A 25,284-nucleotide genomic window follows, 5' to 3' on the forward strand; every position below is an offset into this window, starting at 1 on the left:
TGGTAATTATTGTTACCTAACCTTAATAAAAAAAGTTAAAAAAAAGGATTACATTCCAAATTAGCGGGGTATTATACATGTAAGCAACGACATCTTAATTACTTTTTCTCCCTTTTTAGTAATTGAGAGTCTTTCTTACCTTAAACTCCCTTTTAATCGCTAAACCTGCTGACATTGCCGGTCTAGCGATATTTTTTTGTCTTTATATGAAAAAAACGCCCGCTAAAAAGAGGACGCTGCATCACGCATATTCTTATTTCCGCCAAAATGTCTCACAGTCTGCTTTATCCGCTATGTTAAACGCAATCATGTCGCGCAGCAAATCATAATTCACAGGTTTATCCCACGGGAAGCGCACTAGGTTCGCTGTATGTGTGTAGCCAGCTGCTTTGATAGCATCTGAAAAACGAGCGACAACGACTGCTTCTGGGGAAACGGCGAAGTTATTCTTGGCAATGCTGAATCCGACGATAAACGTATCGTGATCGGTGAACATTGGTTGGTTCCATGCGATTTTTGACTTTAAGTCGGGAAATTCTTCATTGACCCAATTGAAAACGTCTGCCATTTGTGCGCGGTGTTCAGGGTTGTCGATTTTTGCTAAATAATCTGATATAGTTTCCATCTTCGTGCCTCCAGTCAGTTTTAAAAGATATATGTCTATTTTAGCGTAAATGGGTGAAAATACAAGTAAACAGGAAAGAAGTATGGCGTACCAGTCGACAAGATTGGTGCGCCATACTTCTTATTTTGTGGTTATTTCTTTTTGCCCATGACGATATTTGTGTAGGTGTTGACTGTCAGGAAGTAGTAAATAATGAACATCGCTGTGTAGATTCCTGTACTGATGAGAACTGGTAATGTGAGATCCATCTGCAACATATTGGAAAGCATGCTAAGCGCGACGGAACTATGAGCAATACCAAGTACGAGCGGAATAAGGAAAATCACGAGTACTTGCTTGGCGATTGTTTTGCGAATTTCTTTGCGATCTAAACCGATTTTCTTCAGGATATCATAGGTGGCGACATCGTTGTAGGCTTCGGTTAGTTGCTTGAAGTAGATAATACTACCAGTTGCTGCAAGGAAAACGAGGCCGATAAACATGCCGATGAAAAGAAGTACGCCACTGATACTCATTGCGTTTTCATAGTTGGTTGGATAACTTATAAAATTAGCGTTTTCTGGAAGCGCCTTATCGATTTGTTCACTTAGTGGAATCGCGTCTTTTGGATTATCGACCATGATGGATTGAATGGTTTGTGTTTTTTGAGTCGAAATCGTTTTAGCTACATCATCTGAGATAATGAGCAGAGCATATAGGCTAGCGATCGGTGAACTTTTTATTGTCTCTGTTAGCGTTATTTTTTGCTTCGTGCTATTTTCCAAGATAAAACTTTGATTTTCAAGCATTTTCGTGGCTTTTTCATCAAAGAGGGAACCTGGTGCAATCAGAATCGCTTCATCATTGTTTAGATCAGCTTTTGTTGTTTCTGTATCATTTTGTAAGGCTAGAAGTTTATTGTAAGCTGTTTGACTGATGAAAGTAAAACCGCTTTCAGGATCATATTCCATTGGCATTTCGCGATCACTTGTCGCCTTGATATGGTTCAAAGCCGTTTCTTGATGGCCAGTCATCGGTGTTTTTGTGCTGGTTTCAGCAAGTTTCAATGCTTCTTGGTTACTTTTTTGATCGACAACCGTGTATTCAAAAGTAGAAGGGAAGGAATTGGCGGATTCTTTGTTGACGTTGTAGTAAATACTTCCGATTGCACCAATTGCTGTCAGTGTTGTAGCGCTCAAAATCGCGATGATAGCAAGGGTTCTCGCATTCGATCCAATCCGAAAAGCGAGCTGGGAATTACTAATAATATTCGTGCCTTTATAGAAAATCCGTTTATTTTTGCGAATCTGGTTGAGTAAGAACGGTAAGAAATTGCTTAGTAGTAGCGCCGTTCCGATGATAACGGAGAATAGGATGGCCAGCATGCTATATCCTGGGCCTAACTCTGCTAGAAGGCTACTGTCATCAAGTGGTTGGAGGGCAAGGAAGTAGCCGACTCCAATTAGTAATATCGAAAGAATTGCTAGAATAGGATTATTTTTTGGCGTTTTTTCACGCTTACTTTCCGAATGAAAAAGATCGAGAAGTGTCGTGCGATAAATAATACGGTAACCGGTAAATGATGTAATCAGCGTGATAATGATGAAAATAATGACCGTATTAATCACGGCATCCATCGAAAAGACGAAATTACTCACACCGCCAAAATTCATGACTTTGAGCAGCACCGTGACGAATAGCTTGGATAGTAATGTTCCAAGTCCAATCCCGATAACAAGTGCAACCACGCCCATCAAAAAGTTCTCATAGAAAAGCATGCGACCAATTTCTTTTTTACGAAGACCAAGTAGGGAATAGAGGCCGATTTCTTTTTTGCGTTTCCGTGTGAAAAAGTGATTGGAGTACAAAATAAAGATCGCGACAAAGATAATCAAGACAATCGATGAGGCGTTGAACACAGCGGAAAGCTTGGCGCTCCTATCGATGCGCTCCACAACGGCTGGATCTTTCGCTAACGAGACAAAGGTGTAGTAAATCATAATCGAGAAAATCATCGACGCGAAATAGAGGAAGTAATGGACAAAATTATGTTTGATATTCTTTTTTGCTAGGTCAAATAACGTCATTCATGTCCCCTCCTAGTTGCGCCAACACATCGAGAATTTTTTGGAAGAACTCCTTACGCGTCTTCGTGCCACGGTAAATTTCCGTATAAATCGCGCCATCTTTAATGAATAAAATCCGCTTACAAAAACTCGCCGCATAAGCATCATGCGTCACCATCATAATCGTGGAATGTTCCTGTTCATTGAGGCCCTTCAAGCTTTCGAGCAAATCAGTGGCTGACTTAGAATCAAGCGCCCCAGTCGGTTCATCCGCGAAAATCAAACTAGGATTCGCGATAATCGCACGACTTGCGGCAGTTCGCTGTTTTTGTCCACCAGAAATCTCATTCGGATACTTATCTAAAATATCGCGAATGCCAAACGTATCGGCGACTTTCTCAAGACTCGCTTCCATTTCCTTCACAGGACGTTTTGCGAGTGCGAGTGGTAAGATAATATTTTCCCGAACATTCAGTGTATCCAACAAGTTATAATCTTGGAAGATAAAACCTAACTGATCCCGGCGGAACGCGGACATTTGTTGTTCGTTCATTGATTCCAGTTCCTGACCAGAAATCTGAATTTCACCAGAAGTTGGCTTGTCGATGGTTGAGAAGACGTTCAGAAGTGTTGATTTACCAGCCCCACTCGGCCCCATGATACCAACAAAATCCCCCTTTGCAATTTCCAGACTAATATTATCTAAAGCTGTGTAAACATTTCCTTTAATGCCGTAAACTTTACGAACATTTTTTGCCTGTAGAACTATTTCCATGTAAACTCCTCCTAAATAAATAACTTATAATCTTAGTTTAACGGGAAAAAGAGGCGCGTTCCATTGACTAAGATGACATTATGGGAGGGAAGACTTACAATTTTGTAATAATGAAGAGCTGAAACGGCCCGTTCAGCTCCGACAAAAACTGGAGCGGCCGCAGGAAAAACCCGAACTTGGTTTTTGTGGAGGGCGTGAAGTTTTCGAGGAGTTGGCCGTTGAAGCTTGATCTAATGAAAAGCTGAAAGAGCCCGTTAGACTCGAAAAAATACAAGGAACGAATCTCACTCTGTTCGTACTCGTATTGAGGCTCTAAATCGGCAAAGGATGCCTCATAAGAGCCACAACATAGAGGGCGCAGTGAAAACCCTCTTTTGGTTTTTGCGGAGGCCACGAAATTTCCGAGAGTCTGTTGAAAAGGAAGGCAGTTTCATTACATTCCACTGCATATTGAGGTTCTAAAAAAGCACACGACGCTTTTCAAGAACCACAACAAAGCTGGATCTGGAAATGATGATACGTCAAAAATCGGAGCGTTCCCGCAATTGTGATGGCTGGGTTAGGAATAACTACTGAATTATTATTAGTCCGCTGTTCAGCTACGAAAATTTCGAGGGTTTGGCTAAATGGAAGGCAGTCTTATTACATTCCACTGTATATTGAGGTTAGATTGGAGGCGTGAAACATGACGCTGCGCATGATTAGGTGTTTTAAAACATGGCGTTTCAATAGTTGAGTTGTGATGGTTCGGGGATAAGAGCCGCTGGTGGATTACATGCTCACTGCGTTCTCATGCATATTGAGGCTCTAATTCAGCAGGGGATGCTTCATAAGAGCCACAACAACAAAACCCACCCCCTCATCACAAGGGGGTGGGCTCTAAATCTTATTTTACCATCATTAAATCCTAAAAAAATTCGGCAACTCGTCTGCTGCAACATAATTCCCAATCAAGAACGAGCCAAACTCGGCAAATCGAGCACTAGATTCATCAAAGCGCATTTCTGTCACAATTCGTTTAAAATCAAGCGCATCATCTGCAAACAGTGTCACGCCCCATTCGAAATCATCTAAACCAATCGATCCGCCAATAATCTGCTTAATCTTCCCAGCATACGTACGGCCAATCGCCCCATGGTCACGAATCATCGCTTGGCGTTCTTCCATCGGCAACATGTACCAGTTATCGGATAAACTACGTCGCTTCGTCATCGGATAAAAACAAATATGCTTGCGCGCTGGCAACTCTGGATACAAACGTTCACGCACGTGCTTATTTTCGTAAGGATCTTCCCCTTTTGCCATATGGTTCGCCAAATAATTGCTAAGTTCCACAACGGAAACATACGAATAGGCTGGCAGTAAGTAATCCGCAATCCGGAGTTTGTTTAATTGATTCTCGACTTCGTTCAAGCCCTCAAGTGTTGGTCTCAGCGTGAAAAATAACAAATCCGCTTTTTGACCAACAATCGAATAAATCGTATGCTCGCCTTCTCCCATTTTTTTCGTAATATCCATATCGCCCAAGAAATTTTGTAATTCATTGAGCATAGAATCGCGATCAGCAGGAGAAACTTCTCTTAACGCAGGCCAGTCAATCGTTCTGAAATCATGTAACGAAAACCAACCATCTAATGTTTTAACAGCTTCATTCATAATAAAGCACTTCCTTCCTATGTATTACTTGAATTGTAACATAAAAACAGGAAGCTTGTCTGGCGTCCTGTTTGTGAAAAAAACCTCCACAAAAAGATGTGGAGCCCTACTTTAGAAAAACTACTTCACTGGATTTTTCGCAAAACCTCAGCGTGTCGACAAATGCTTAGTTTCTAGGCAAAAGCGAGTACCAGCGCGGAGCATACTAGGGTATGTGAGCACTGGAACGGAGTTTTTAACGACGAAAATGAGCGTTTGTCGACACGCTGACCTCCACAAAAAGATGTGAAGGCTAGTCAAAAGATTATTTTGCAGGTGTCGAAACGATGCAGCTCACATCACCATCAATGGTCCAGTTTTTACATGTGGACGGTAGAATGAAGTGGTCTGCTTTTTTGATGGGTGTTGCTTCGCCGTCGATGGTTAGCGTTGCTTCGCCTGATAGGACGCTGACTAATGTGTAGGGAGCGGTAGCCGTGAAATCTGCTTTTCCGTTGATGTCCCATTTATACACCGCGAAAAATTCACTGTTTACAAACGTGGTTTCTGTTAGAGCACCAGTTGTTTTTGTTGTGATATTTAAAACGGCGTCATGATGAGGAACGGTCGTCACATCGATGGATTTCTCCAAGTGAAGTTCGCGCTTGTTGCCATCTTTGTCAACGCGATCGTAATCGTACACACGATAAGTCGTATCAGAGCTTTGCTGCGTTTCCAGAACGAGCGTCCCGGTACACAGCGCGTGAATCGTGCCGCTCGGCACATAGAAAAAATCGCCTGGTTTAATTGCGACTTTACGAAGCAACTCGCTCCATTTGCCGTCACGCGTCCACTCAATCAACTCCTGTTTCGACGTTGCATTATGTCCATAAACAAGCTCGGCGCCTGGCTCACAATCAATGATATACCAACATTCCGTTTTGCCGAGTTCGCCGTTTTCATGTTCTTTCGCATAAGCATCATTCGGGTGAACTTGCACAGATAAGTCCGTGTTCGCGTCCAAAATCTTCGTCAACAATGGGAATACGGCTTCTTTCGGATTGCCGAATAAAGCAGGTTGTTCCGCCCATAATTCAATCAGCGTTTTTCCAGCAAATTCACCGTTTTTCACTGTAGAAGGGCCGTGCGGATGTGCCGAAATCGACCAATGTTCGCCAGTCGTCTCTGTTGGAATCGTGTAGCCGAAGAAATCACGTAATTTCGTGCCTCCCCATATGCGATCTTGAAAAACCGAATCTAAAAATAAAGCTTTTGTCATTGTATTTGCCTCCTAATTTTTATACATCTTTCATCAAAAAACCTTGTTGTTTCAGCGTTTCTGCGATTGAAGGATAGTAATCTTTATCGTAAAATTTCGAAACGCGCGCTGTCCAAGAAATACCACCTTCGCGTGCTGAGAAAGGGATAATCGTTTCATCATAATCCGCCATCAAGTCCGCAACGTCCGTTTGATATGTCTCCTCAAAGTATACGGCTTCTTTCGGGAAACGGGGTTTAATCGGCATTTCCACATCAGGATAACCGATGCAAAGCCCGACAACCGGAAAAACGTGTTTTGGCAGTTTTAGAAAATCGATGACTTCTGCCATGTTGCGACGAATGCCACCGATGCAAACAACGCCTAAATCAAAGGATTCTGCGGCGATAATCGCATTTTCACACGCAAGTCCAACATCGGCCGCCCCAACGAGTAAAGCGTCCACATTTTGAACCGCGGAATGAGAACCTTGATGTTGTTCACTCGCCAGATGTGTGCGATAGAAATCAGCGACGAACACGAGAAAAACGGAACTTTCCGCTATGTAAGGTTGGTTGCCGCAGAGCTCTGCCATTTTAGCCTTGCGCTCTGGATTTTGGATGGCAATAATCGAATATTGCTGACCGTTAATCCACGATGGGGCACTTTGAGCAGAACGAACAATGCTGTCTAATTGCGCTTTTGGAATCGTTTTATCCGTTTGATATTTACGGAAAGAACGATGATTCCGCAGATGATCTATGATTGGATTCATAGGAAATACCTCCATTTCGATACTGTTAACAGACTAAGTATAGCCTTTTTTAGAATTAGATGAAAGTATTTTTAGGCTAAGAGTTGAAAAAAGCATCCGACTTCCAGTAAAATAACGATAGAAAGCAGGTGAGCGCGCATGGATAAAAAGAAAGCCATCGTCCTACTGGAAAACTATTTTTTTACGACGGAAGAAGCCGCTATGTTTTTAGGAATTTCCAAACAAGCCCTGTCATCACTAGTGAAGCGCGGGAAAATAGAGCGCGTTGAAAAGGGGCAAGTTAGTTTGTTTTTTAGAGATGATTTGGAAGCGCGGAAGAATGAACAAGTGTCGCTTCGGAAAAAATATCGACCGTATACATAACGAAATTCCACATCAAATTAGGTGGAATTTTTTCGTATCAGAATGGTGTTGACTTGTCGCTATCGCAGGATTTTTCCAGATCGCAGCCGCCGCATTTGCCTTGTTTGCTTTTCTTGATGTAGCGAGCGAGCGCATAGATTGTGTAGCCGAATATGAGGCCACCGATTACAATATTTATCATTTTTCACAGCCTCCTTTTATAAGAATAAACGTCCGATTTGATAGACTAAAAGTGTTAGGACATAGGCGGTTACGAGTGGATAAATCACCGCAAAAGCTGTCCATTTGAAGGAAACGATTTCTTTTCGAATTGCTGCAACTGTCGCCAAACAAGGAATGTATAATAGAATGAAAAGCATGAAGCAGTAGGCGGATAGCGGTGTGTAATGCATGCCGACCACGGATGCGAGCGTGCTTTCTTTTGTTGCGTAAATAATCGACATGGTGGAAATTACGACTTCTTTCGCTAAAAAACCGGGAATGAGTGTCGCGCCGGCCTGCCAAGTTCCGAATCCGAGTGGTGCGAGAATTGGAGCGAGCAGACTGCCGAATATGGCGAGAAAACTTTCACCCATTGGGACGTTGAATCCGGTTGGGCCAGTGTAGTTTAACAGCCAGATAATAACGGAGCCTGCGAAAATGAAGGTTCCAGCTTTTCGCAAGAAGCCGCGGCCTTTTTCCCATGTGCTGCGCCACAATGTGCGGAAAGACGGGGCGCGGTAAGGCGGGAGCTCAATCACGAATACCGAATTGTCTTTTTTGAGCAGTGTCACGGACAGAATTTTTGTCACGAGTAGGGCGAGCACGATGCCGATCACGTAAAAGGAAAGTACGACGAGCGCTTGATTTTGGGCGAAAAATACACCGGCAAAAAGCGCGTAAACGGGAAGTCGCGCGGAACAGGACATGAACGGCGTCACGAGAATCGTCAAGGTTCGTTCTTTGGATTCCTCAATGGAGCGCGCGGCCATGATTCCTGGGACGTTACAGCCGAAGCCGATAATCATCGGTATGAACGCCTTGCCATTTAAACCGAAAAACTCCATCACGCGATCCATCACGACCGCAATCCGCGCCATGTAGCCGGAGTCCTCCAATAGTGAAATGAAGAAGAACAGCACCAAAATCTGCGGGATGAAAACAAGGACGCCGCCAACACCCGCGATAATTCCGCTAACAATGAGGTCGATAATGAACTGGGAAGCGCCGATAAACGTCAAGCCAGAAGTCACCCAATCGGATAAAGTACCGCCAAAAAAGCCATCCAGCAAATCGGAAAGGGGCACGCCAATCCACGTAAATGTAACTTGAAAAATGAGATACATCACGAGCAGAAACAACGGAATGCCAAGCCATGGATGCGTAAACGCGCGGTCAAGCTTATCGGAAAGCGGGATATTATGTTTTTTCGTATACTCGACGGTTTCCAAACAAATATCTGCAATAAAAGCTTCGCGAATTTGATAGAAATGCAGTTCTAGCGGCGTTTCCAGCTTTTCTTGCAAGCGACCCCGAATAATGAGGGCATCTGTGAGCAAGTTATGGCGTTTCAAGAAATCAGTCATCGCCTCATTTCCACTGAAAAATTGGACGCTAAACCAGCGCTGTTGTTTTGGTTTTATATGCGGCTCAATGATGGGCTGTAACTCCGAAATCGCTTTGTCCACTGCTTCTCCATATGGCAAAATGAGGCCACGTGCGGGCGCTGGGCTTTTTTCGGTAATAGCCGCAAGAATTTCATCCGTGCCTTTTCCAGTTCTAGCAACGACAGGCAAAATTGGAATATGTAGTTTGCGCGCAATGGCAGGAATTTGAATGCGAATACCGCGATTAGCAGCGACGTCGACCATGTTTAGCCCCATCACGATTGGCGCGCCATGCTCGAGTAGTTGTACGGTGAGCTGTAAATTACGCTCCAATTGCGAGGCGTCCACAATATTTAGAATCGAATCAAAACGCTCCTCAAGCAAAAAACGGGTGACAATGGTTTCGTCATGTGAGAGCGGACTCAAATCATAGATGCCTGGCAAATCAATAATCTTACCAGCTTTTTGGCGCAGCGTCCCGAGTTTTTTCTCCACGGTCACGCCACTCCAATTGCCGACCGTTTCATACGAACCAGTAAGCGCGTTAAAAAGCGAGGTTTTCCCTGTGTTAGGATTTCCAAGTAAACAAACCGTCGTCATCGTATCTCGACCATGATAGCGCACGCATCACAGTTTCTAATACTAATATACTGCCCTTTCGTCTCAAATGTGCAAGGCCCACCAAATAAACCTTTTTGTTTGATACAAACTTCACAACCGATTTTACAACCAAGCGATAAAAGCCGTTTTTCAAGCTTAGGATTTGCGATATTTAGTTGCGTAATCGTAACGTGCTCCCCAATAGCTACTTCATTTAGTTGTTTCATTTTGACTGGTGCCTCCGATCGTATGTATAATGATTATCATTATCAATTGGTTCTATTTTAGCATATAAAATCCACTCTGAAAAGTAAAACCAGAACGAGCGCAATTGTCAGGATTCGAAATAAACGGTAGAATGGGTTATATAGAAGAAATGCAAAATCGGGTATGGAGGCGTTTGAGGGAATGAGATTAGATAAATTGCTCGCGAACAGTGGCTTTGGAAGTAGAACAGAAGTGAAACAGCTACTGAAAAATGGTGCGATTACAGTGAACGATGTGCGCCAAAAAGAAGCGAAATTTCAGGTGGATGTGGCGCAAGACTCGGTAGAAGTTTACGGAGAAACGGTTGTGTACGAAGAATTTACATACTTGATGATGAATAAACCACCAGGCGTCGTCAGTGCGACGGAGGACAATTGGGATCAGACGGTCATTGATTTGTTAGAGGAGCGGGATCGATTGAAAAAACTTTTCCCGTTCGGGCGTTTGGACAAAGATACAGAAGGATTGCTGCTTATTTCGAATAATGGTGTTTTGGCGCATAATTTATTATCTCCTAAAAAGCATGTGGATAAGACGTATTTTGCTAAAATCGAAGGCGCTGTGACGGAAGCGGATATCGCGATTTTTAGAGATGGCGTTACGATTTCAGATAATTATACGTGTAAATCGGCGGAATTAGTTATTTTGCAAGTCGAAAATGGTTTTTCTGATGTGGAAGTGACGATTCAAGAAGGGAAGTTCCACCAAGTGAAGCGGATGTTTGAGGCAGTCGATAAACAGGTCGTGTACTTGAAACGTTTGCGGATGGGGGCGTTGCATTTAGATGAAACGCTTGCACTCGGAGAATACCGCCCGTTAACGCCGGATGAGTTAGCCGCTTTGACGACATTTGAAAAGTAAACTGTACTAGTCGCGGAAATTAGTTGACCGCTACAGTTCGATAAAGCAATTTGAATAACAGTGGGCTACTGTATTGATACAAAGGCTACTCATTTTAAACTGTATCAGTCGGTTTGTATTGCTGTCAAAGTGCTCGGATTCATAGTAGAATAGAGATATCATATTATTATTTAATTGGAGGAAAAGGAAATTATGAGTGATTTATTTACAACGTTAAAAGCGCAAGTAGCAGGAAAAGGTTTACGCATTGTTTTACCAGAAGGCGAAGATGCGCGTATTGTTGGCGCAGCGGCGGAGCTTTTGAAGGATGGTATTGTAACACCGATTCTTTTAGGCGATAAAACGGCGATTGCGGCGACTGCGAAGGAACTGAATGTATCGCTTGATGGCATCGCAATTCATGAGCCAGCAACAGATCCACTTTTTGACGAGTTGGTTGCAGCGTTTGTGGAACGTCGTAAAGGCAAGGCGACAGAAGAAGACGCGCGCAAAATCCTCGTTGACCCGAACTATTTCGGCACGATGTTGGTTTATACTGGAAAAGCGGATGGCCTTGTGAGTGGCGCAGCGCATTCTACAGCGGATACGGTTCGTCCAGCGCTACAAATTATCAAAACAAAACCTGGCATTTCAAAAGTAGCGGGCGCGATGATCATGGTACGCGGCGACGAAAAATATGTTTTCAGTGACGTAGCGATCAACATTGCACCTGTTGCGCAAGATTTGGCAGAAAATGCAATTGTCAGTGCGGAAACAGCATCTGTATTCGGCATCGACCCACGCGTTGCGATGCTTAGCTTCTCGACAAAAGGTTCGGCTAAGTCTGAGGAAACCGAGAAAGTGGCTGAGGCAACGGCAATCGCGAAAGAAAAAGCGCCTGATCTAGTACTTGACGGCGAGTTCCAATTCGACGCAGCGTTCGTTCCTTCCGTAGCAGCGAGCAAAGCACCAGACTCCGTTCTTAAAGGAGACGCGAACGTGTTTATTTTCCCAAGTCTAGAAGCAGGAAACATTGGTTACAAAATTGCGCAACGCCTCGGTAATTTTGAAGCGGTTGGCCCGATTTTACAAGGCTTGAACGCGCCAGTGAACGATCTTTCTCGTGGCTGTAATACGAAAGATGTTTACAATTTAACGCTAATCACTGCGGCACAAGCTGTAGCAGAATAATTGCATACAAAAATACCGATTGCGGACTTATTTTCGCAATCGGTATTTTTTATTTAGAGTGACGCAATGAAAAGCTCTAGTAAGCGCGTGTCACCAGTTAGTTCAGGATGAAATGCGGTGACGAGAATTTTTCCGTGTCTTGCCGCGACGCATGTATCATCAACAGTTGCGAGAACCTCCACTTGTTCACCCACCGAGGCGATGTAAGGCGCTCGAATGAAAACCGTTGGAAACGGCTCGCCCTCCAAACCTTTTATCGCAATCGCCACTTCAAAACTATCTTTTTGCCGGCCAAAACCATTTCGCATCACAACGGTATCGATTAAACCGAGCGTTTCGTCGTTGCTACCGTCGATTTCGCGTGCCGTCAAAACCAATCCCGCGCATGTCCCAAAAACACCTTTTCCAGCTTTCGCGAATGCCTGAATCGTTTCGAATAAATCGTACTTCTTCATGAGCCGGCGCATCGTCGTACTTTCGCCACCGGGTAAAATGAGCCCGTCGAGATCCTGCAACTGATCGGGATGCTTCACGGCAACTGCAGTGGCACCAGTCCGTGAAATCGCGTCTAAGTGTTCCGATACAGCACCTTGAAGCGCTAAAACACCAATTTTTTTCATGTTACCAGCCTCGATCTTGCATACGATCTTCAGGGTTTAAACGAGAAATCTCGATTCCCTTCATTGCTGCACCGAGTTCTTTGGAAAGTTTGCCAATCAGTTCATAGTCTGTGTAATACGTCGTTGCTTGCACGATCGCATTCGCAAATTTAGCCGGATTATCCGATTTGAAAATACCCGATCCAACGAAAACACCATCCGCGCCAAGTTCCATCATCAAGGCAGCATCCGCAGGCGTCGCGACACCACCAGCCGCGAAATTCACGACCGGCAATTTACCAAGCGCTTTAATTTCTTTTAAAAGTTCATAAGGAGCGCCTACAAGTTTCGCTTCGGTCATTAGTTCATCGTCACTCATCACGCTTACTTTGCGAATTTGGCTGTTCACTTTGCGCATGTGGCGAACGGCCTCCACGATATTACCAGTTCCAGGCTCACCTTTTGTACGAAGCATTGAGGCACCTTCGCCGATACGACGGAGCGCTTCGCCAAGATCGCGACAACCACACACGAAAGGTACGGTAAAATCGCTTTTTAGAAGGTGGAATTCATCATCAGCAGGGGTCAAAACTTCACTTTCATCGATATAATCGACGCCCATCGCTTCTAATACGCGAGCTTCAGAAATATGACCAATCCGAGCTTTCGCCATGACTGGAATCGAAACCGCATTCATCACTTCCTCGATAATACGCGGATCGGCCATACGAGCGACGCCACCCGCGGCACGAATATCAGAGGGCACCCGTTCCAGCGCCATAACAGCCACAGCACCAGCATCCTCCGCGATTTTCGCTTGCTCCGCGTTAATAACGTCCATGATAACGCCACCCTTTTGCATCTGCGCCATACCTCTTTTTACCAAATCACTACCAGTTTGCTTTTCCATTTGATCCATTCCTCCTTTATATATGTAGAACTTCTGCCTTGGAAACCTGTCCACCTTATGGTAAGCTAAAACCAAATTTTAAGAAACAGCCAATTGGAGGGGAAAATGGTGGTCCAATTATGAAAAGCTGAGGAAGCCCGTTATGTTGATGAACTTTCAAACCGTTGTTTGGTTTGATTTAGTGAATCAATAGGCAGTTGAACAAAGTGAAACTGACAACCTTTTATTTGTTAGGGGGCGCAGTGAAAACCCTCTTTTGGTTTTTGCGGAGGCACCGAAAATTCCGAGAGGCTGGCTGTTGGAGCTGGATCTGGAAACGATGATACGTCAAAAATCGGAGCGTTCCCGCAACCATGATTGCTAGATGAGGAATAACTACCGAATTATTATTAGTCTTGCTCTTGAAGTTAGATTTAGAGGCGCAAGTCATGATGCGGAAAAAGGAAGGCAGTTTTATTACATTCCACTGCATATTGAGGTTCTAAAAAAGCACACGACGCTTTTCAAGAACCACAACAAAGCTAGATCTGGAAACGATGATACGTAAAAAAATCGGCGCGTTCCCGCAGGCGTGATTGCTAGATGAGGAATAACCACCGAATTATGATTAGTCCGGCTCTTGAAGTTAGATCCAGAGGCACAAGTCATGACGCGGAAAAAGGAAGGCAGTCTCATTACATTCCACTGCATATTGAGGTTCTAAAAAAGCACACGACGCTTTTCAAGAACCACAACAAAGCTAGATCTGGAAACGATGATACGTAAAAAATCGGCGCGTTCCCGCAGGCGTGATTGCTAGATGAGGAATAACTACCGAATTATTATTAGTCCGGCTCTTAAAACTAAATCTAGAGGCACAAGTCATGAGGCAGAACAAGGGACGAATGCTCGCTTTGCTCACACTCATATTGAGGCTCTAAATCGGCAAGTGATGCCTCATAAGAGCCACAACAAAGAGCCACAACAAAACAAGGAGGAATCGCCATGTGGAAAATCACAAAAACAGAATCATTCCCAATCTACCAACAAATCATAACGCTTATCGAAGACTACATCGAAGTAGGCCAATTACTCCCCGGCGACAAAATCCCAGCAGAGCGCGAACTCGCAGCCATGCTAAACGTCAATCGTTCCACGCTAGTCAAAGCTCTCGACGAACTCAGCGCACGTGGTATTATCACGCGCAAGCAAGGAAGTGGCACCCGAATCAGCGAAGATAAATGGGGCGTTTTCACCGGTCAGAAAACTAACTGGCGTCATTACGTCACGCAAGGTTCCTTTTTGCAAGCAACGCCCTACATGGATAAAATGAAGCAACTCCTGCGCGAATCGCCGGATGACGTCATCGATCTTGCTTCTGGAGAGCTCCCAGTTCACCTCATTCCAAAAATCTCGACCCCAGCCCTATCTTGGCAAAGTTTCTTAGCGGAAGAAGATAGCGAAGACACGGCAGGTTATCAACCACTAAAAGCAACGATTCGCGACATGATTGCGCGAGATCACGATGTTAAAACGAGCCTAGATCAAATTTTTATCACATCTGGTGCGCAACAAGCCTTGTTCCTAATTACGCAATGCCTATTAACGAGCGGGGATGCGATTGCCATTGAATCACCATCTTATTTTTATGCGCTTTCGATATTTCAGTCGGCTGGCTTACGAATCTATGCGTTACCGATGGACGAAACTGGCGTGAAATTAGACGAACTGGAGCAACTTTACCGCAAACATCGCATCAAAATGGTATTTGTCAATCCAACTTTTCAAAATCCAACAAGTTTGACAATGGGCACAGAACGCCGGGAAGCACTCGTGAAATTATGTGCCAAAATCCAAGTTCCAATCGTAGAGGACGATCCATACAGTATGCTAGCCTTCACCGACCAGCCGATGCCGCCACTTCTAAAAAAATTAGACCCTGACAACGTTCTATACATCGGCTCTTTATCAAAAGTCATGGGCTCCACGACGCGTATTGGTTGGCTTCTTGGCCCTGCGGCTGTCGTGACGAGGCTTGCCGAAGCGCGCCAAGAAATGGATTTTGGACTCAGTATTTTCCCGCAAGTTTTGGCGAATCACGTTTTGAATGATCTTGGTTTTGACAAACATATTGTTTGGTTACAAGAAACATTAAGGAGGCAAAGGGATACACTTATTGCGCATTTACCGGAGGGACTCACGTACCATATCCCAGAAGGCGGATTTCATCTATGGTGCCATTTACCTGACACTAAAATGTGGATGAATCGGGATTTTGATATTTTCTTAGAACATAAATTACTAGTGATGCCAGCCTTTTTATTTGGTATTAAAGAGCCGTCGATTAGACTGACTTTTGCGAGATTAAATGAAACGGAATTAATCGGTATTCAGAAGAAATTAGCTGACATTATCACTGGATAGGAGCACATCAAAATAAAAATGGTGTTACATAAAAGGCGACTGCCCTCCAATGTAACACCATTTTTTATTGCTCTGCATAATATTGAATCGTGGATGGTAATTTTTTTACTTGTTTGTAGTTCGCGACAAATTGGTTATTCGCAACATGAATTTTGAATTTCTTGTTTTTCGCTAGTTTATCAGGTGAGTAAAATGTGATGTTTTCCGAACTTCCATCTTTTTTATAAGCTTTCAATGTGTATTTATAGCCGGAAAAATGGTTTTTCTGGATTTTCTCCCCGTTCGTATTCACATCTACAAAATAGGCCTTGGCAGCAGCATCTGAGGGCATACCATATTCAAATACGACACATAGTGCAATCAATAATCCTGCTAACACGAGTAATAATCCTTTTTTGTTTTTCATTTTCCTCAACCTTTCTTTACTTGTTTAATTGATCAGCGGCTTTTTTTGGAACGTCCGCCTGCTTAACTTCTTGATAGGACGTCACGCCTTTATCTTCTTTTACGAATACTTCGAGGTATGCGCCTTTTCGTAAGTTCTTTTGGGCGATAAGCTCGAGTTGTTTTCCTTTACCATCTTCGTTGTAACCGGTGAAATCGTAATTATAGTCTGTATAAGTGGAACCATCGCTTGCTTGGCCGCTTGTTTTTTTACCGTCTGTTTCTACTTTGACATAATAGGCATCAGCGCCCAATCGATTAAAATTCACAAAACGCATGGCCAGCAATCCGCCGCCGATGATAATAACGATAACGATGAGTGCAATCATTGCTTTCTTCATAAGTAAGATGTCAACTCCTTTACTTGATACATTTATTATAGCGTGCCAAAAGATTTGGTTCCCGCTTCTTAACTAACAAAAGGGATGCCGAACCTTACAATTTTGCAATGTTGGTTGTCATGTTGCAATTTTTACGATAATGTGATTAAATGGTATAGTTGACTAATTAACGTTAGGTTAGGAAGTGAGAAGTTATGAAAGAAATGGACACAAGAATGGAAACGGACTCGGTTTTGAGGGTTTTTCTGAGGTATTTAATTCCTTCACTCGTTGGGATGTTGCTGATGTCGGTGAATATTGTGACGGATGGGATTTTTGTAGGACATAGACTCGGTGGGGTAGCGCTTGCTGGGATTAATATTGCGGTGCCGGTGTTCTCGATCTTCACGGCGATCTCGCTTTGGATTGGGATTGGTGGCGCGACGCAATACTCGTTCGCTCTAGGTGAGAAGAACATTCCGGAGGCGCAACGCATCTTTACTCGTTCTATTATAATGGTGTTTGTCATCACGATTACGCTGGCGGCGATTGCATTCGTGTTCCGGGTGCCACTGGCGAATGTGCTGGGTGCGAATCCAGAGACGTTGCCGTACGTGATGGATTATATGACGATTTTGCTGATGTTCGGTTTTGCGTTTACGATTGAAAACATTTTGAGTATTTTCGTACGTAATGATGGTGATCCGAACCTTTCTATGATCGCGTTAATTGTGACGGCGATCGTGAATGTGATTTTGAATTATTGTTTCTTGTTTATTTTGGACTGGGGTGTGAGCGGTTCAGCAGGCGCAACAATCATTGCGGTTACGGTTGGAATCGGCGTATTATCGATACACTTTTTCAAAAAAACCTCACGCTTAAAATTCGTGAAATTCCGCTTTACGAAAAATTCGCTTGCCAAAACGTTCTCGATTGGATTGCCGAGTTTCTTGTCGGAGCTTGGCTTGTCGGTGTTCACGATGGGCTACAATATCGCAATTGCAGCGGTGGCGGGAACGGCTGGCGTCGCGGCATTCTCTGTGCTGAACTATACGCATAGTGTGATTTTGATGTTGTTCCTCGGGATGAGTTCGGCGATTCAACCGCTGATCAGTTACTATCGTGGCGCGAAACAACAAGATCGGGAGCAGCAAACAATGCGGCTTGCGATTATAACGGCGATTGGCACAGGGCTTGTTTTCTTCGTCGGTGGCTTTTTCGGAGCAGGCCATATCGTAGCGATGTTCGGTACATTTAGCCAGGAGATTGTGGATTTGGCGACGGTCGCTGTGCGGGTTTTCTTTGCGGGTTACCTATTTATGGGCTTCAACTTCGTGATGATGACGTATTTCCAAACGAGTGGCCGCGTAGGCATGGCGATTTGGATTACGGTCGCGCGCGAAATGCTGTTCATGGTAGCCTTCCTGATCATCTTACCGCCGTTTTTCGGAGCAGAAGGTGTTTGGGCATCGATTCCACTTTCAGAAGCTGTGGTGGCCTTGTCGATCGTGATATACGCGAGACGCAAGCATATTTTCGGCAAAGTATAATAAAGTTAGGAAATCCGTGTCTTTATCGGCATGGATTTTCTAATGTTTGTGAAATAAATAAACCATAAAAATCCTGCTACTAAATGTGGTATAAGATGTTGCTCTAATCACAACTTGTAGTGGTTGACAAACGTGAATTTTGTGGTCTCATTCACAAAGAATTTTGCTTAAAAATAAATTTAAAATCCGAAAACCTTTGAAATGAAACGCTTCGTATCGATTCTAGGAAAAAAGCCGAGACACAATATCTTGCATTCACATTCGAAACGAGGTACTATATATAGTATCGAAAGCCGTTAAAACATGAAATGCTATTTTAACTTTTACAAAGGATCAGACTTTTGCAAAAGTTAATTTTTTTGTTCGGATGAGGCTCGTTTCGATGGATGAATGAGACCAGGTATAACTTGAAATATTGGGAAGAAATGGGGACTACAAATGACAACTTACATAGTGAAAGACGGAGGGAATCGCAAACTACCTTTCGACAAGGAACGACTAAACAGATATCTGGATACGATTCATGCAGAATTTCCAGCACTTGAGATGGAAGATTACAAGCGTAAAGTGTTTACATTTATTGAGAAGAAAGAGGACTACGCGGCGGATGAGCTTGTGGATTACTTGATTCGCGAAGCAGAGGCGCGTACGGATGTTCACCTTCCAGCATGGGAATTATTCGCGGCACGACTTTATTTGAACAAGTTATACAAGAAAGCGAGTAAAAATCGTTTTTATAATGACGATGACAAATATGGTTCGTATGTTGGCTTGCAAGAAAGCCTTGGCGAACGTGGTATTTATTCTGGTAGCATTTTGAAAAACTATTCGAAAGATGAGTTAATCGAAGCTGGTGACATGATTGATCCAGAGAAAGATAAACTTTTCACATATAATGGTTTGTACTTATTGGCAACGCGTTACCTAGCGACGGATCAAGCGCGTAATGTGTACGAGTTGCCGCAAGAACGTTGGTTGACCATCGCGCTTTATTTGATGCAAGATGAGCCGAAAGAAAAGCGGATGGATTTAGTTCGCGAAGCTTATTGGGCGCTTAGCAATTTATACATGACAGTAGCGACGCCAACGCTTGCCAATGCTGGTAAAGTCGGCGGACAATTGTCTAGTTGCTTCATTGATACGGTGGATGATAGTTTGCAAGGGATTTACGATAGTAATACTGATGTGGCGCGGGTAAGTAAGCATGGTGGCGGCGTTGGTGCTTATCTTGGTTATGTACGTTCTTCGGGTTCTGCAATTCGCGGCGTGCGTGGCGCTAGTGGTGGCGTTGTTCCTTGGATTAAGCAACTGAACAATACGGCGGTTAGTGTCGATCAATTAGGCCAACGTAAAGGCGCGATTGCGGTTTACTTGGATGTTTTCCATAAAGATATCGAAGCGTTCCTAGATCTTCGTCTAAACAACGGAGACCAACGTTTACGCGCACATGACGTCTTTACAGCGGTTTGTATGCCAGACTTATTTATGGAAGCTGTCGAGCGTCGTGGCGACTGGTACTTATTTGATCCACATGAAGTCAAAGAGAAAAAAGGCTGGTACCTACAAGATTTCTACGATGAGCAAAAAGGTGACGGCTCGTTCCGCGAGAAATATGAAGAGTTAGTAATGGATGAAACGGTGAGCAGAAAAATCGTGAAGGCGATTGATATCATGAAACGCATCATGGTGAGTCAACTGGAAACCGGTAATCCGTTCATGTTCTACCGCGATGAAGTCAACCGGATGAATCCTAACAAACATGCGGGAATGGTTTACTCGAGTAATCTATGTACGGAAATTATGCAAAATATGAGTCCGACGCGGATGATTCAAGAGATCATTAGTGGCGACCAAATCGTGATTACGAAGCAAGCCGGCGATTTCGTTGTTTGTAACTTGTCTTCTGTGAATCTAGGTCGCGCTGTTACGGCGGAAGATCCAAATACGTTGGAACGCTTGATTGCAATTGAAGTTCGGATGCTGGATAATGTTATCGATTTGAACGAGCTTCCAGTACCGCAAGCAACAATTACGAATAAGAAATACCGCTCGATTGGTCTTGGAACTTTTGGCTGGCATCACTTGCTTGCCCTTAAGAATATTGCGTGGGATAGCGAAGAAGCGGAAGTTTTTGCCGATGAATTATATGAGCAAATCAATTTCCTAACGATCAAAGCGAGCGCGGCTTTAGGGAAAGAAAAAGGCACGTACTCCGTCTTTAAAGGCAGTGATTGGAATACTGGCGAATACTTCGAACGCCGCGGTTATACATCGGATGCATGGCAAGAACTTGCAGCAGACGTTGCGAAAAATGGTATCCGGAATGCGTATCTGCTAGCTGTTGCTCCAAACATGAGTACAGCACAAATCGCGGGCTCAACGGCATCCATCGATCCAATTTTCAGTCCGTTTTATTATGAAGAGAAGAAAGATTATCGCCGTCCAGTTATTGCGCCGGATCTTTCACTTAAAACATACCCATACTATGGCAAAGGCGCGTATCAAGTGGACCAATTCGCAAGTGTCCGCCAAAACGGTCGCCGTCAACGCCATGTCGATCAATCACAAAGCTTCAACTTCTATGTGCCAAGTGGAATTAAAGCAAGTAAATTGCTAGAACTCCATATGTTGGCTTGGAGTGAAGGTCTGAAAACGACGTATTATGTCCGTTCGAATGACATCGATGTAGAAGAGTGCGAATGGTGCTCAAGCTGATAACTAAATAGCGAAACGAGCAAAGCGATTGTCTTTGCTCGTGTTTTACATATCTTGAAGGAGGTTATTATATGACGGATCAAAAAGAAGAATTGCACCGTATTAAAATTTTGGAACCGTTGAGCCCGAATCGCTCAACTGCAATTATAAATGGTGACACGAGTGGCATTTTGAATTGGAATGATATTCCGTATCCATCGTTTTATCGTGCGTATAAAGAGTTATCGACGAACTATTGGATTCCTGATGAGGTCGATATGAAGAGTGATGCTAAGCAATATCCGTTGCTTTCAGAAGAAGAGAAATATGCTTTTGATGCGATTATTGGTTTGCTTGCGACACTTGATTCTCCGCAAACAAGGTTTATTTATAATGTCGCGGAATATATTACAGATCCAGCAGTGCACGCGAATACCGCGATTATTGGACAGCAAGAAGTAATTCATAATGAGAGTTATTCTTACGTGCTTGCTTCGATTACGAATTTGCAAGAGCAGAAACGTATTTTTGAACTGGCGCGGACGCATCCGACGATTGTGAAGCGTAATGAGCCGATTATGAAGTCTTATGATGATTTTATGAACAATAAGACGGGCGAGAATTTAGTCAAAGCGTTGATTCAATCTTCTATTTTAGAAGGTATTAATTTTTATAGTGGTTTTGCTTATTTTTATAACTTGGTTCGTCAAAATAAAATGACGGGAACTGGGAAAATTATTAGTTTTATCAATCGTGATGAATTGGCACATTCTAAGTTTATCTCAGAAGTTATTCGCGCGATTCTTGGTGAAAATCCGGAATTGCAAACAGATGAGCTTGTGGAATATACGCATGAGGCCTTCCGCCACGCCGTGGAACTTGAGACGATTTGGTCGGAGGAAGTGTTGGACGGAATTGAAGGTATCGATGTATCGGAAATGGTGGATTACGTGAAATATCGCGCCAATAAGATGCTTGGTATGCTTGGGATTCCTGAACTTTATCCAGGTCACAGCGAGAATAAGATGTCGTGGATTAAGGCGTATGCAGATAATTTTACCGAGACGAAAACGGACTTTTTCGAAATGCGCAATAGTAGTTACAAAAAAACAAATGTTGACAACGGTTTTGACGATCTATGAGAATCCTCTTGGCGTATGATTCTTTGAGTGGTAATACGAAGATGGTCGCAGAGGAAGTGGAGGCGGAACTTGTACGAGCACAGCATGATGTGACAAGTTTCCGCGTTCATCCCGGCGCCCAGTATCCACTTGAGACGGACTACGATTTGTTCATTTTAGGGGCATGGACAGCTGATTTAGGTAGGACACCGCCAGACATGAAGGATTTTATCGCAGAATTAGGAACGAAACCGCCACACGTCGCGATTTTTGGGACGGGTGAGACACAATGGAGCATGGCCTATTTTTGCGGGGCAGTCGATCGGATGGCAACGTATTTTGCATCGGAGTATCCGCGGTTGAAGATTGAGCAAATGCCGAATAATGAACGGGACCATGTGGCGATTCAGGAATGGGTCGCGGAAGTATTGTCCATGAGAGAAGGGGTAGTAAAATGACAAGTATCGAAATTAAATCAATGGAAGAATTCGAACAACATATAGCAGCTGGAGAACTAGTATACGTGGATTACTGGAAAGACAACTGCCCAAATTGCAAGATGTTAGATCTCTCATTCCAAGAGTTTAAAAATTCATCGATGGCAGATAAGGTGAAGGTATTGAAAGTGAAATTAGAAGAAGTTGGGGAAAATTTCTTTTTTGATCGGAATATTCGTCAAACGCCGACATTGGTGTTGTATAAGGGGGGCGAAGAGGTTTCACGATTGAATGGATTTATTCCGCCGGAGCATATTGAGGAAGCAGTTGTGGCTCAAGAGGCTTGATCTCAATAAAAAGGCACTCAGACAACTGGGTGCCTTTTTAATATAATTTTGTCCTCATTATACGGACAAAATTATATTTGGTTTATATTGAATTTTTGTTAACGCTTTCGTAATATAAATGTGAGAGCTTTTATGCAGTATAAATTTAACTTAGAAGGTGCGCACTTCATAGTAAGTTTAGCTGTAAGTTGCTCGATATTTCGTAAAAAAACTATAAAATGGGGGTAAGGATAATGAGTACAAAAAAGAAAATTCAAATCTGCTGTACAGGAATAGCGCTAACTATGGGGTTGACAGTGTTGGCACCAGGAGCTGAAACATTTGCAACTACAGTAAAAAGCGATGAAGTTAGTTTAGACAAATCTACTACGGACGCCTATACAGAAAAGACATTGGCTCTGTCGCCAATTACTGAAGAATCAGTAGATATTACGTATGCTATACAACCTAGAGCATCAAGAGTGACACTTGGATCGTACACACTTTCGAAAGCTCAAACTAAGAGCTTGGCATCATCTATGAAAACTGCGAGTGGTGGTGCGCAACTTAATGCTGTAGTTGTCATACTAGGTCCAGTATTTGGTGCAGGAGCGGCTGCATATTCAGCTGCCACTATTCTTTCTCGAAATGCTGTATTCAAAAAAGAAGTCATATCTGCGGCAAATCAAGGGAAAAGAGTAAAAGTAACTATTACAGACGGAGTTCCACACACTTCATATTCAACTCAAGTAACATATAAAGTTGTTAAATAAGTTCTAGAATGAGAAGCTATATGCTGTATGATTTAATGTCGTATGCATATAGCTTCTTTTTCTTCCCACAAAACTCTTCTCCAATCTTGTCCACCCTCCGAGGACAAATTCCAATTTTGATTGTATTGCTATGTTGTTACCGCTATCATACAATGTAATTAAGAGCTGAGTCGATATGTGAAGCTAGGGTTTGGAAGGGCGCACTTCTAGTAGTGGAACGGGCGAGGCATTGCTTTGGAGCAGAAAACAAAGGGATTCTTTTCTGGATGATTAGGAGAAAATGGAGGAGGACATAAAAATGGAGCAACAACAAGAAAAGTCTGGCTTTCGTGTGAAGGTTCAGCATTTTGGTAGTTTTTTAAGTGGTATGATTATGCCCAATATTGGGGCGTTTATTGCATGGGGACTTATTACGGCATTATTTATTCCGACTGGTCGAATTCCAAATGCGGAGTTTGCGAAACTTGTTGATCCAATGATTAAATATTTATTGCCCCTTCTAATTGCTTATACTGGAGGGAAATTGGTATATGAGACTCGTGGTGGTGTCGTTGGTGCGGCTGTGACCATGGGGGCTATTGTGGGAACATCAATGCCAATGTTACTTGGTGCGATGATATTAGGACCATTCTCGGCTTGGTTGATTAAGCGATTTGATAAATTAATCGAAGGAAAAATAAAAGCTGGATTTGAAATGTTAGTTAATAACTTCTCAGCAGGTATTTTGGCAGGTACCTTGGCCATTATATCTTTAAAAACGATTGGGCCTGCATTGCAAACCGTGAATCAGGCGATGGCTTCGGGTGTTCAATTCCTAATTGATAATCATCTTTTGCCACTGGTTAGTATTTTTGTAGAGCCTGCCAAGGTATTGTTTTTGAATAATGCGATTAATCAAGGTGTATTATCTCCGCTAGGTATTGATCAGGCAGTAAGTACGGGGAAATCGATATTATTCTTGATCGAGACAAACCCAGGACCGGGATTAGGGATTTTGCTTGCTTATACGGTATTTGGTAAAGGAACTGCGAGACAAACAGCTCCTGGCGCTATTATTATTCAGTTTTTAGGTGGGATTCATGAAATTTACTTCCCATATGTTCTAATGAAACCTGCGTTACTTTTAGGTGCTATTGCTGGTGGGATGACAGGGATTATTACATTTAACTTATTTGATGTCGGTTTGGTTGCAACGGCTTCTCCGGGTAGTATTTTCGCAATACTTGCATTGACGCCCCAAGGGGATTATATCGGTATTATCGCAGGAATTCTATTCGCGACGATTGTCTCGTTTACGGTGTCTGCGGTGGTGTTGAAAACGTCGAAAGAGACAGATGATGCGGAACTGAGGACAGCGGAGCAAAAAATGGCTACAATGAAAGGTAAGAAGGCGATGGTAGCTAGTGCGGTTGTTGGGACGACGGATGCGGAACTTGCTGCGGACGGGATTCCGGTTGGCACTAGAAAAATTATTTTTGCGTGTGATGCTGGTATGGGTTCGAGTGCGATGGGCGCGTCGGTGTTGCGGAATAAGGTGAAGAAGGCGGGGCTGGATATCGAAGTTGTGAATTTTGCGATTGCGCAGTTGCCTCCGGACGCTGATATTGTCGTGACGCATCAAGATTTGACGGCTCGTGCGACGGAAAAACTACCAAAGGCCTATCATATTTCGGTGGACAATTTCTTGAATAGTCATAAATACGATGAGCTAGTGCAGAATTTGGCTGACCAGAAATAACTGGGGGAA

The 25,284-nt window shown here is 43.4% G+C and carries 24 protein-coding genes; 11 read left to right on the forward strand and 13 right to left on the reverse strand.

Features of this window, described 5'->3' with window-relative positions; genetic code table 11:
- Positions 1-253: 253 nt before the first annotated feature.
- The 6 genes from EP58_RS05660 to EP58_RS05685 form a co-directional block, all read right to left on the reverse strand.
- On the reverse strand, positions 254-625 hold the full coding sequence (locus tag EP58_RS05660) for an iron chaperone (RefSeq protein WP_036091107.1): 372 nt from the start codon (positions 623-625) through the stop codon (positions 254-256).
- Between the two features lie 131 nt (positions 626-756).
- A complete protein-coding gene (locus tag EP58_RS05665) occupies positions 757-2,691 on the reverse strand; it encodes an ABC transporter permease (protein ID WP_036091109.1) in 1,935 nt (644 codons plus the stop codon).
- Positions 2,678-3,445 (reverse strand): ABC transporter ATP-binding protein, encoded by a 768-nt coding sequence (locus EP58_RS05670; RefSeq protein ID WP_036091110.1) that lies wholly within the window; start codon positions 3,443-3,445, stop codon positions 2,678-2,680. The genes EP58_RS05665 and EP58_RS05670 overlap by 14 nt, the downstream gene beginning before the upstream one ends.
- A 900-nt stretch (positions 3,446-4,345) precedes the next feature.
- Positions 4,346-5,101, reverse strand: a complete 756-nt coding sequence (gene hemQ, locus EP58_RS05675; RefSeq protein WP_036091113.1) for a hydrogen peroxide-dependent heme synthase — start codon at positions 5,099-5,101, stop codon at positions 4,346-4,348.
- 304 nt (positions 5,102-5,405) lie between these two features.
- Positions 5,406-6,359: a mannose-6-phosphate isomerase, class I gene (gene manA, locus EP58_RS05680; protein WP_036091115.1), complete on the reverse strand. Its 954-nt coding sequence runs from the start codon at positions 6,357-6,359 to the stop codon at positions 5,406-5,408.
- Between the two features lie 19 nt (positions 6,360-6,378).
- Positions 6,379-7,113: an NADPH-dependent oxidoreductase gene (locus tag EP58_RS05685; protein WP_036091118.1), complete on the reverse strand. Its 735-nt coding sequence runs from the start codon at positions 7,111-7,113 to the stop codon at positions 6,379-6,381.
- A 138-nt stretch (positions 7,114-7,251) separates the two neighbouring features.
- Here EP58_RS05685 and EP58_RS05690 point away from each other — a divergent pair, with 138 nt between their 5' ends.
- Positions 7,252-7,476 carry a helix-turn-helix domain-containing protein gene (locus tag EP58_RS05690; RefSeq protein WP_036091121.1) on the forward strand — a complete coding sequence of 75 codons (225 nt, stop codon included), beginning with the start codon at positions 7,252-7,254 and terminating at the stop codon, positions 7,474-7,476.
- Positions 7,477-7,513: 37 nt separating this feature from the next.
- Here EP58_RS05690 and EP58_RS17215 read toward each other — a convergent pair whose 3' ends face one another.
- The 3 genes from EP58_RS17215 to EP58_RS05700 are packed head-to-tail and all read right to left on the reverse strand — an operon-like array spanning position 7,514 to position 9,889.
- Positions 7,514-7,657, reverse strand: a complete 144-nt coding sequence (locus tag EP58_RS17215; protein ID WP_059141181.1) for a FeoB-associated Cys-rich membrane protein — start codon at positions 7,655-7,657, stop codon at positions 7,514-7,516.
- A gap of 16 nt (positions 7,658-7,673) precedes the next feature.
- Positions 7,674-9,662 carry a ferrous iron transport protein B gene (feoB, locus tag EP58_RS05695; RefSeq protein WP_036091123.1) on the reverse strand — a complete coding sequence of 663 codons (1,989 nt, stop codon included), beginning with the start codon at positions 9,660-9,662 and terminating at the stop codon, positions 7,674-7,676.
- Entirely contained in the window at positions 9,659-9,889 is a 231-nt protein-coding gene (locus EP58_RS05700; protein ID WP_036091126.1) for a FeoA family protein, read from the reverse strand. The genes feoB and EP58_RS05700 overlap by 4 nt, the downstream gene beginning before the upstream one ends.
- 181 nt (positions 9,890-10,070) lie before the next feature.
- On the opposite strand from EP58_RS05700, the gene EP58_RS05705 reads away from it, so the two are divergent.
- Both EP58_RS05705 and pta read left to right on the forward strand, forming a co-directional pair.
- Positions 10,071-10,790 carry a pseudouridine synthase gene (locus EP58_RS05705; protein ID WP_036091129.1) on the forward strand — a complete coding sequence of 240 codons (720 nt, stop codon included), beginning with the start codon at positions 10,071-10,073 and terminating at the stop codon, positions 10,788-10,790.
- A 192-nt stretch (positions 10,791-10,982) separates the two neighbouring features.
- The gene (gene pta, locus EP58_RS05710; protein WP_036091132.1) at positions 10,983-11,960 is read left to right on the forward strand and encodes a phosphate acetyltransferase; all 978 of its coding nucleotides are present in this window, start codon (positions 10,983-10,985) and stop codon (positions 11,958-11,960) included.
- 53 nt (positions 11,961-12,013) lie between these two features.
- Here the strand turns inward: pta and pdxT are convergent, their stop codons facing one another.
- A complete protein-coding gene (gene pdxT, locus EP58_RS05715; RefSeq protein ID WP_036091135.1) occupies positions 12,014-12,580 on the reverse strand; it encodes a pyridoxal 5'-phosphate synthase glutaminase subunit PdxT in 567 nt (188 codons plus the stop codon).
- Position 12,581: 1 nt separating this feature from the next.
- Positions 12,582-13,469 carry a pyridoxal 5'-phosphate synthase lyase subunit PdxS gene (gene pdxS / locus EP58_RS05720; RefSeq protein WP_036091137.1) on the reverse strand — a complete coding sequence of 296 codons (888 nt, stop codon included), beginning with the start codon at positions 13,467-13,469 and terminating at the stop codon, positions 12,582-12,584.
- 984 nt (positions 13,470-14,453) lie between these two features.
- On the opposite strand from pdxS, the gene EP58_RS05725 reads away from it, so the two are divergent.
- Positions 14,454-15,872, forward strand: coding sequence for an aminotransferase-like domain-containing protein (locus tag EP58_RS05725; RefSeq protein ID WP_036091140.1), 1,419 nt, complete (start codon positions 14,454-14,456; stop codon positions 15,870-15,872).
- 64 nt (positions 15,873-15,936) lie between these two features.
- Here EP58_RS05725 and EP58_RS05730 read toward each other — a convergent pair whose 3' ends face one another.
- On the reverse strand, positions 15,937-16,278 hold the full coding sequence (locus EP58_RS05730) for a YxeA family protein (protein ID WP_036091143.1): 342 nt from the start codon (positions 16,276-16,278) through the stop codon (positions 15,937-15,939).
- Between the two features lie 16 nt (positions 16,279-16,294).
- On the reverse strand, positions 16,295-16,657 hold the full coding sequence (locus EP58_RS05735; RefSeq protein WP_036091146.1) for a YxeA family protein: 363 nt from the start codon (positions 16,655-16,657) through the stop codon (positions 16,295-16,297).
- Between the two features lie 194 nt (positions 16,658-16,851).
- On the opposite strand from EP58_RS05735, the gene EP58_RS05740 reads away from it, so the two are divergent.
- From EP58_RS05740 to EP58_RS05770, 7 genes are all read left to right on the forward strand, one after another.
- Positions 16,852-18,186, forward strand: coding sequence for an MATE family efflux transporter (locus tag EP58_RS05740; RefSeq protein WP_036091148.1), 1,335 nt, complete (start codon positions 16,852-16,854; stop codon positions 18,184-18,186).
- Between the two features lie 438 nt (positions 18,187-18,624).
- Entirely contained in the window at positions 18,625-20,901 is a 2,277-nt protein-coding gene (locus EP58_RS05745) for a ribonucleoside-diphosphate reductase subunit alpha (protein ID WP_036091150.1), read from the forward strand.
- Between the two features lie 71 nt (positions 20,902-20,972).
- A complete protein-coding gene (locus EP58_RS05750) occupies positions 20,973-22,022 on the forward strand; it encodes a ribonucleotide-diphosphate reductase subunit beta (RefSeq protein ID WP_036091151.1) in 1,050 nt (349 codons plus the stop codon).
- Positions 22,019-22,459, forward strand: a complete 441-nt coding sequence (locus EP58_RS05755) for a flavodoxin (protein ID WP_036091154.1) — start codon at positions 22,019-22,021, stop codon at positions 22,457-22,459. Before EP58_RS05750 ends, EP58_RS05755 begins: the two co-directional genes overlap by 4 nt.
- Positions 22,456-22,785 carry a thioredoxin family protein gene (locus EP58_RS05760; protein WP_036081872.1) on the forward strand — a complete coding sequence of 110 codons (330 nt, stop codon included), beginning with the start codon at positions 22,456-22,458 and terminating at the stop codon, positions 22,783-22,785. The genes EP58_RS05755 and EP58_RS05760 overlap by 4 nt, the downstream gene beginning before the upstream one ends.
- A gap of 233 nt (positions 22,786-23,018) precedes the next feature.
- Positions 23,019-23,537, forward strand: coding sequence for a hypothetical protein (locus tag EP58_RS05765; protein ID WP_036091157.1), 519 nt, complete (start codon positions 23,019-23,021; stop codon positions 23,535-23,537).
- Positions 23,538-23,835: 298 nt separating this feature from the next.
- Positions 23,836-25,275 carry a PTS mannitol transporter subunit IIBC gene (locus EP58_RS05770; RefSeq protein WP_036091161.1) on the forward strand — a complete coding sequence of 480 codons (1,440 nt, stop codon included), beginning with the start codon at positions 23,836-23,838 and terminating at the stop codon, positions 25,273-25,275.
- The last annotated feature ends 9 nt before the right edge of the window (positions 25,276-25,284 follow it).

Source organism: Paenilisteria newyorkensis (assembly GCF_000766145.1).
Lineage (GTDB): Bacteria > Bacillota > Bacilli > Lactobacillales > Listeriaceae > Listeria_A > Listeria_A newyorkensis.

Coding starts and splice junctions, on each gene's coding strand:
- EP58_RS05760 (WP_036081872.1), top strand. CDS start 22,456: ATGACAAGTATCGAAATTAAATCAATGGAAGAATTCGAACAACATATA.
- EP58_RS05700 (WP_036091126.1), bottom strand. CDS start 9,889: ATGAAACAACTAAATGAAGTAGCTATTGGGGAGCACGTTACGATTACG.
- EP58_RS05705 (WP_036091129.1), top strand. CDS start 10,071: ATGAGATTAGATAAATTGCTCGCGAACAGTGGCTTTGGAAGTAGAACA.
- EP58_RS05660 (WP_036091107.1), bottom strand. CDS start 625: ATGGAAACTATATCAGATTATTTAGCAAAAATCGACAACCCTGAACAC.
- pta (WP_036091132.1), top strand. CDS start 10,983: ATGAGTGATTTATTTACAACGTTAAAAGCGCAAGTAGCAGGAAAAGGT.
- EP58_RS05685 (WP_036091118.1), bottom strand. CDS start 7,113: ATGAATCCAATCATAGATCATCTGCGGAATCATCGTTCTTTCCGTAAA.
- EP58_RS05665 (WP_036091109.1), bottom strand. CDS start 2,691: ATGACGTTATTTGACCTAGCAAAAAAGAATATCAAACATAATTTTGTC.
- hemQ (WP_036091113.1), bottom strand. CDS start 5,101: ATGAATGAAGCTGTTAAAACATTAGATGGTTGGTTTTCGTTACATGAT.
- EP58_RS05725 (WP_036091140.1), top strand. CDS start 14,454: ATGTGGAAAATCACAAAAACAGAATCATTCCCAATCTACCAACAAATC.
- feoB (WP_036091123.1), bottom strand. CDS start 9,662: ATGACGACGGTTTGTTTACTTGGAAATCCTAACACAGGGAAAACCTCG.
- EP58_RS05745 (WP_036091150.1), top strand. CDS start 18,625: ATGACAACTTACATAGTGAAAGACGGAGGGAATCGCAAACTACCTTTC.
- EP58_RS05740 (WP_036091148.1), top strand. CDS start 16,852: ATGAAAGAAATGGACACAAGAATGGAAACGGACTCGGTTTTGAGGGTT.
- EP58_RS05765 (WP_036091157.1), top strand. CDS start 23,019: ATGAGTACAAAAAAGAAAATTCAAATCTGCTGTACAGGAATAGCGCTA.
- EP58_RS05735 (WP_036091146.1), bottom strand. CDS start 16,657: ATGAAGAAAGCAATGATTGCACTCATCGTTATCGTTATTATCATCGGC.
- pdxS (WP_036091137.1), bottom strand. CDS start 13,469: ATGGAAAAGCAAACTGGTAGTGATTTGGTAAAAAGAGGTATGGCGCAG.
- EP58_RS17215 (WP_059141181.1), bottom strand. CDS start 7,657: ATGATAAATATTGTAATCGGTGGCCTCATATTCGGCTACACAATCTAT.
- EP58_RS05730 (WP_036091143.1), bottom strand. CDS start 16,278: ATGAAAAACAAAAAAGGATTATTACTCGTGTTAGCAGGATTATTGATT.
- EP58_RS05770 (WP_036091161.1), top strand. CDS start 23,836: ATGGAGCAACAACAAGAAAAGTCTGGCTTTCGTGTGAAGGTTCAGCAT.
- EP58_RS05755 (WP_036091154.1), top strand. CDS start 22,019: ATGAGAATCCTCTTGGCGTATGATTCTTTGAGTGGTAATACGAAGATG.
- EP58_RS05690 (WP_036091121.1), top strand. CDS start 7,252: ATGGATAAAAAGAAAGCCATCGTCCTACTGGAAAACTATTTTTTTACG.
- EP58_RS05670 (WP_036091110.1), bottom strand. CDS start 3,445: ATGGAAATAGTTCTACAGGCAAAAAATGTTCGTAAAGTTTACGGCATT.
- manA (WP_036091115.1), bottom strand. CDS start 6,359: ATGACAAAAGCTTTATTTTTAGATTCGGTTTTTCAAGATCGCATATGG.
- EP58_RS05750 (WP_036091151.1), top strand. CDS start 20,973: ATGACGGATCAAAAAGAAGAATTGCACCGTATTAAAATTTTGGAACCG.
- pdxT (WP_036091135.1), bottom strand. CDS start 12,580: ATGAAAAAAATTGGTGTTTTAGCGCTTCAAGGTGCTGTATCGGAACAC.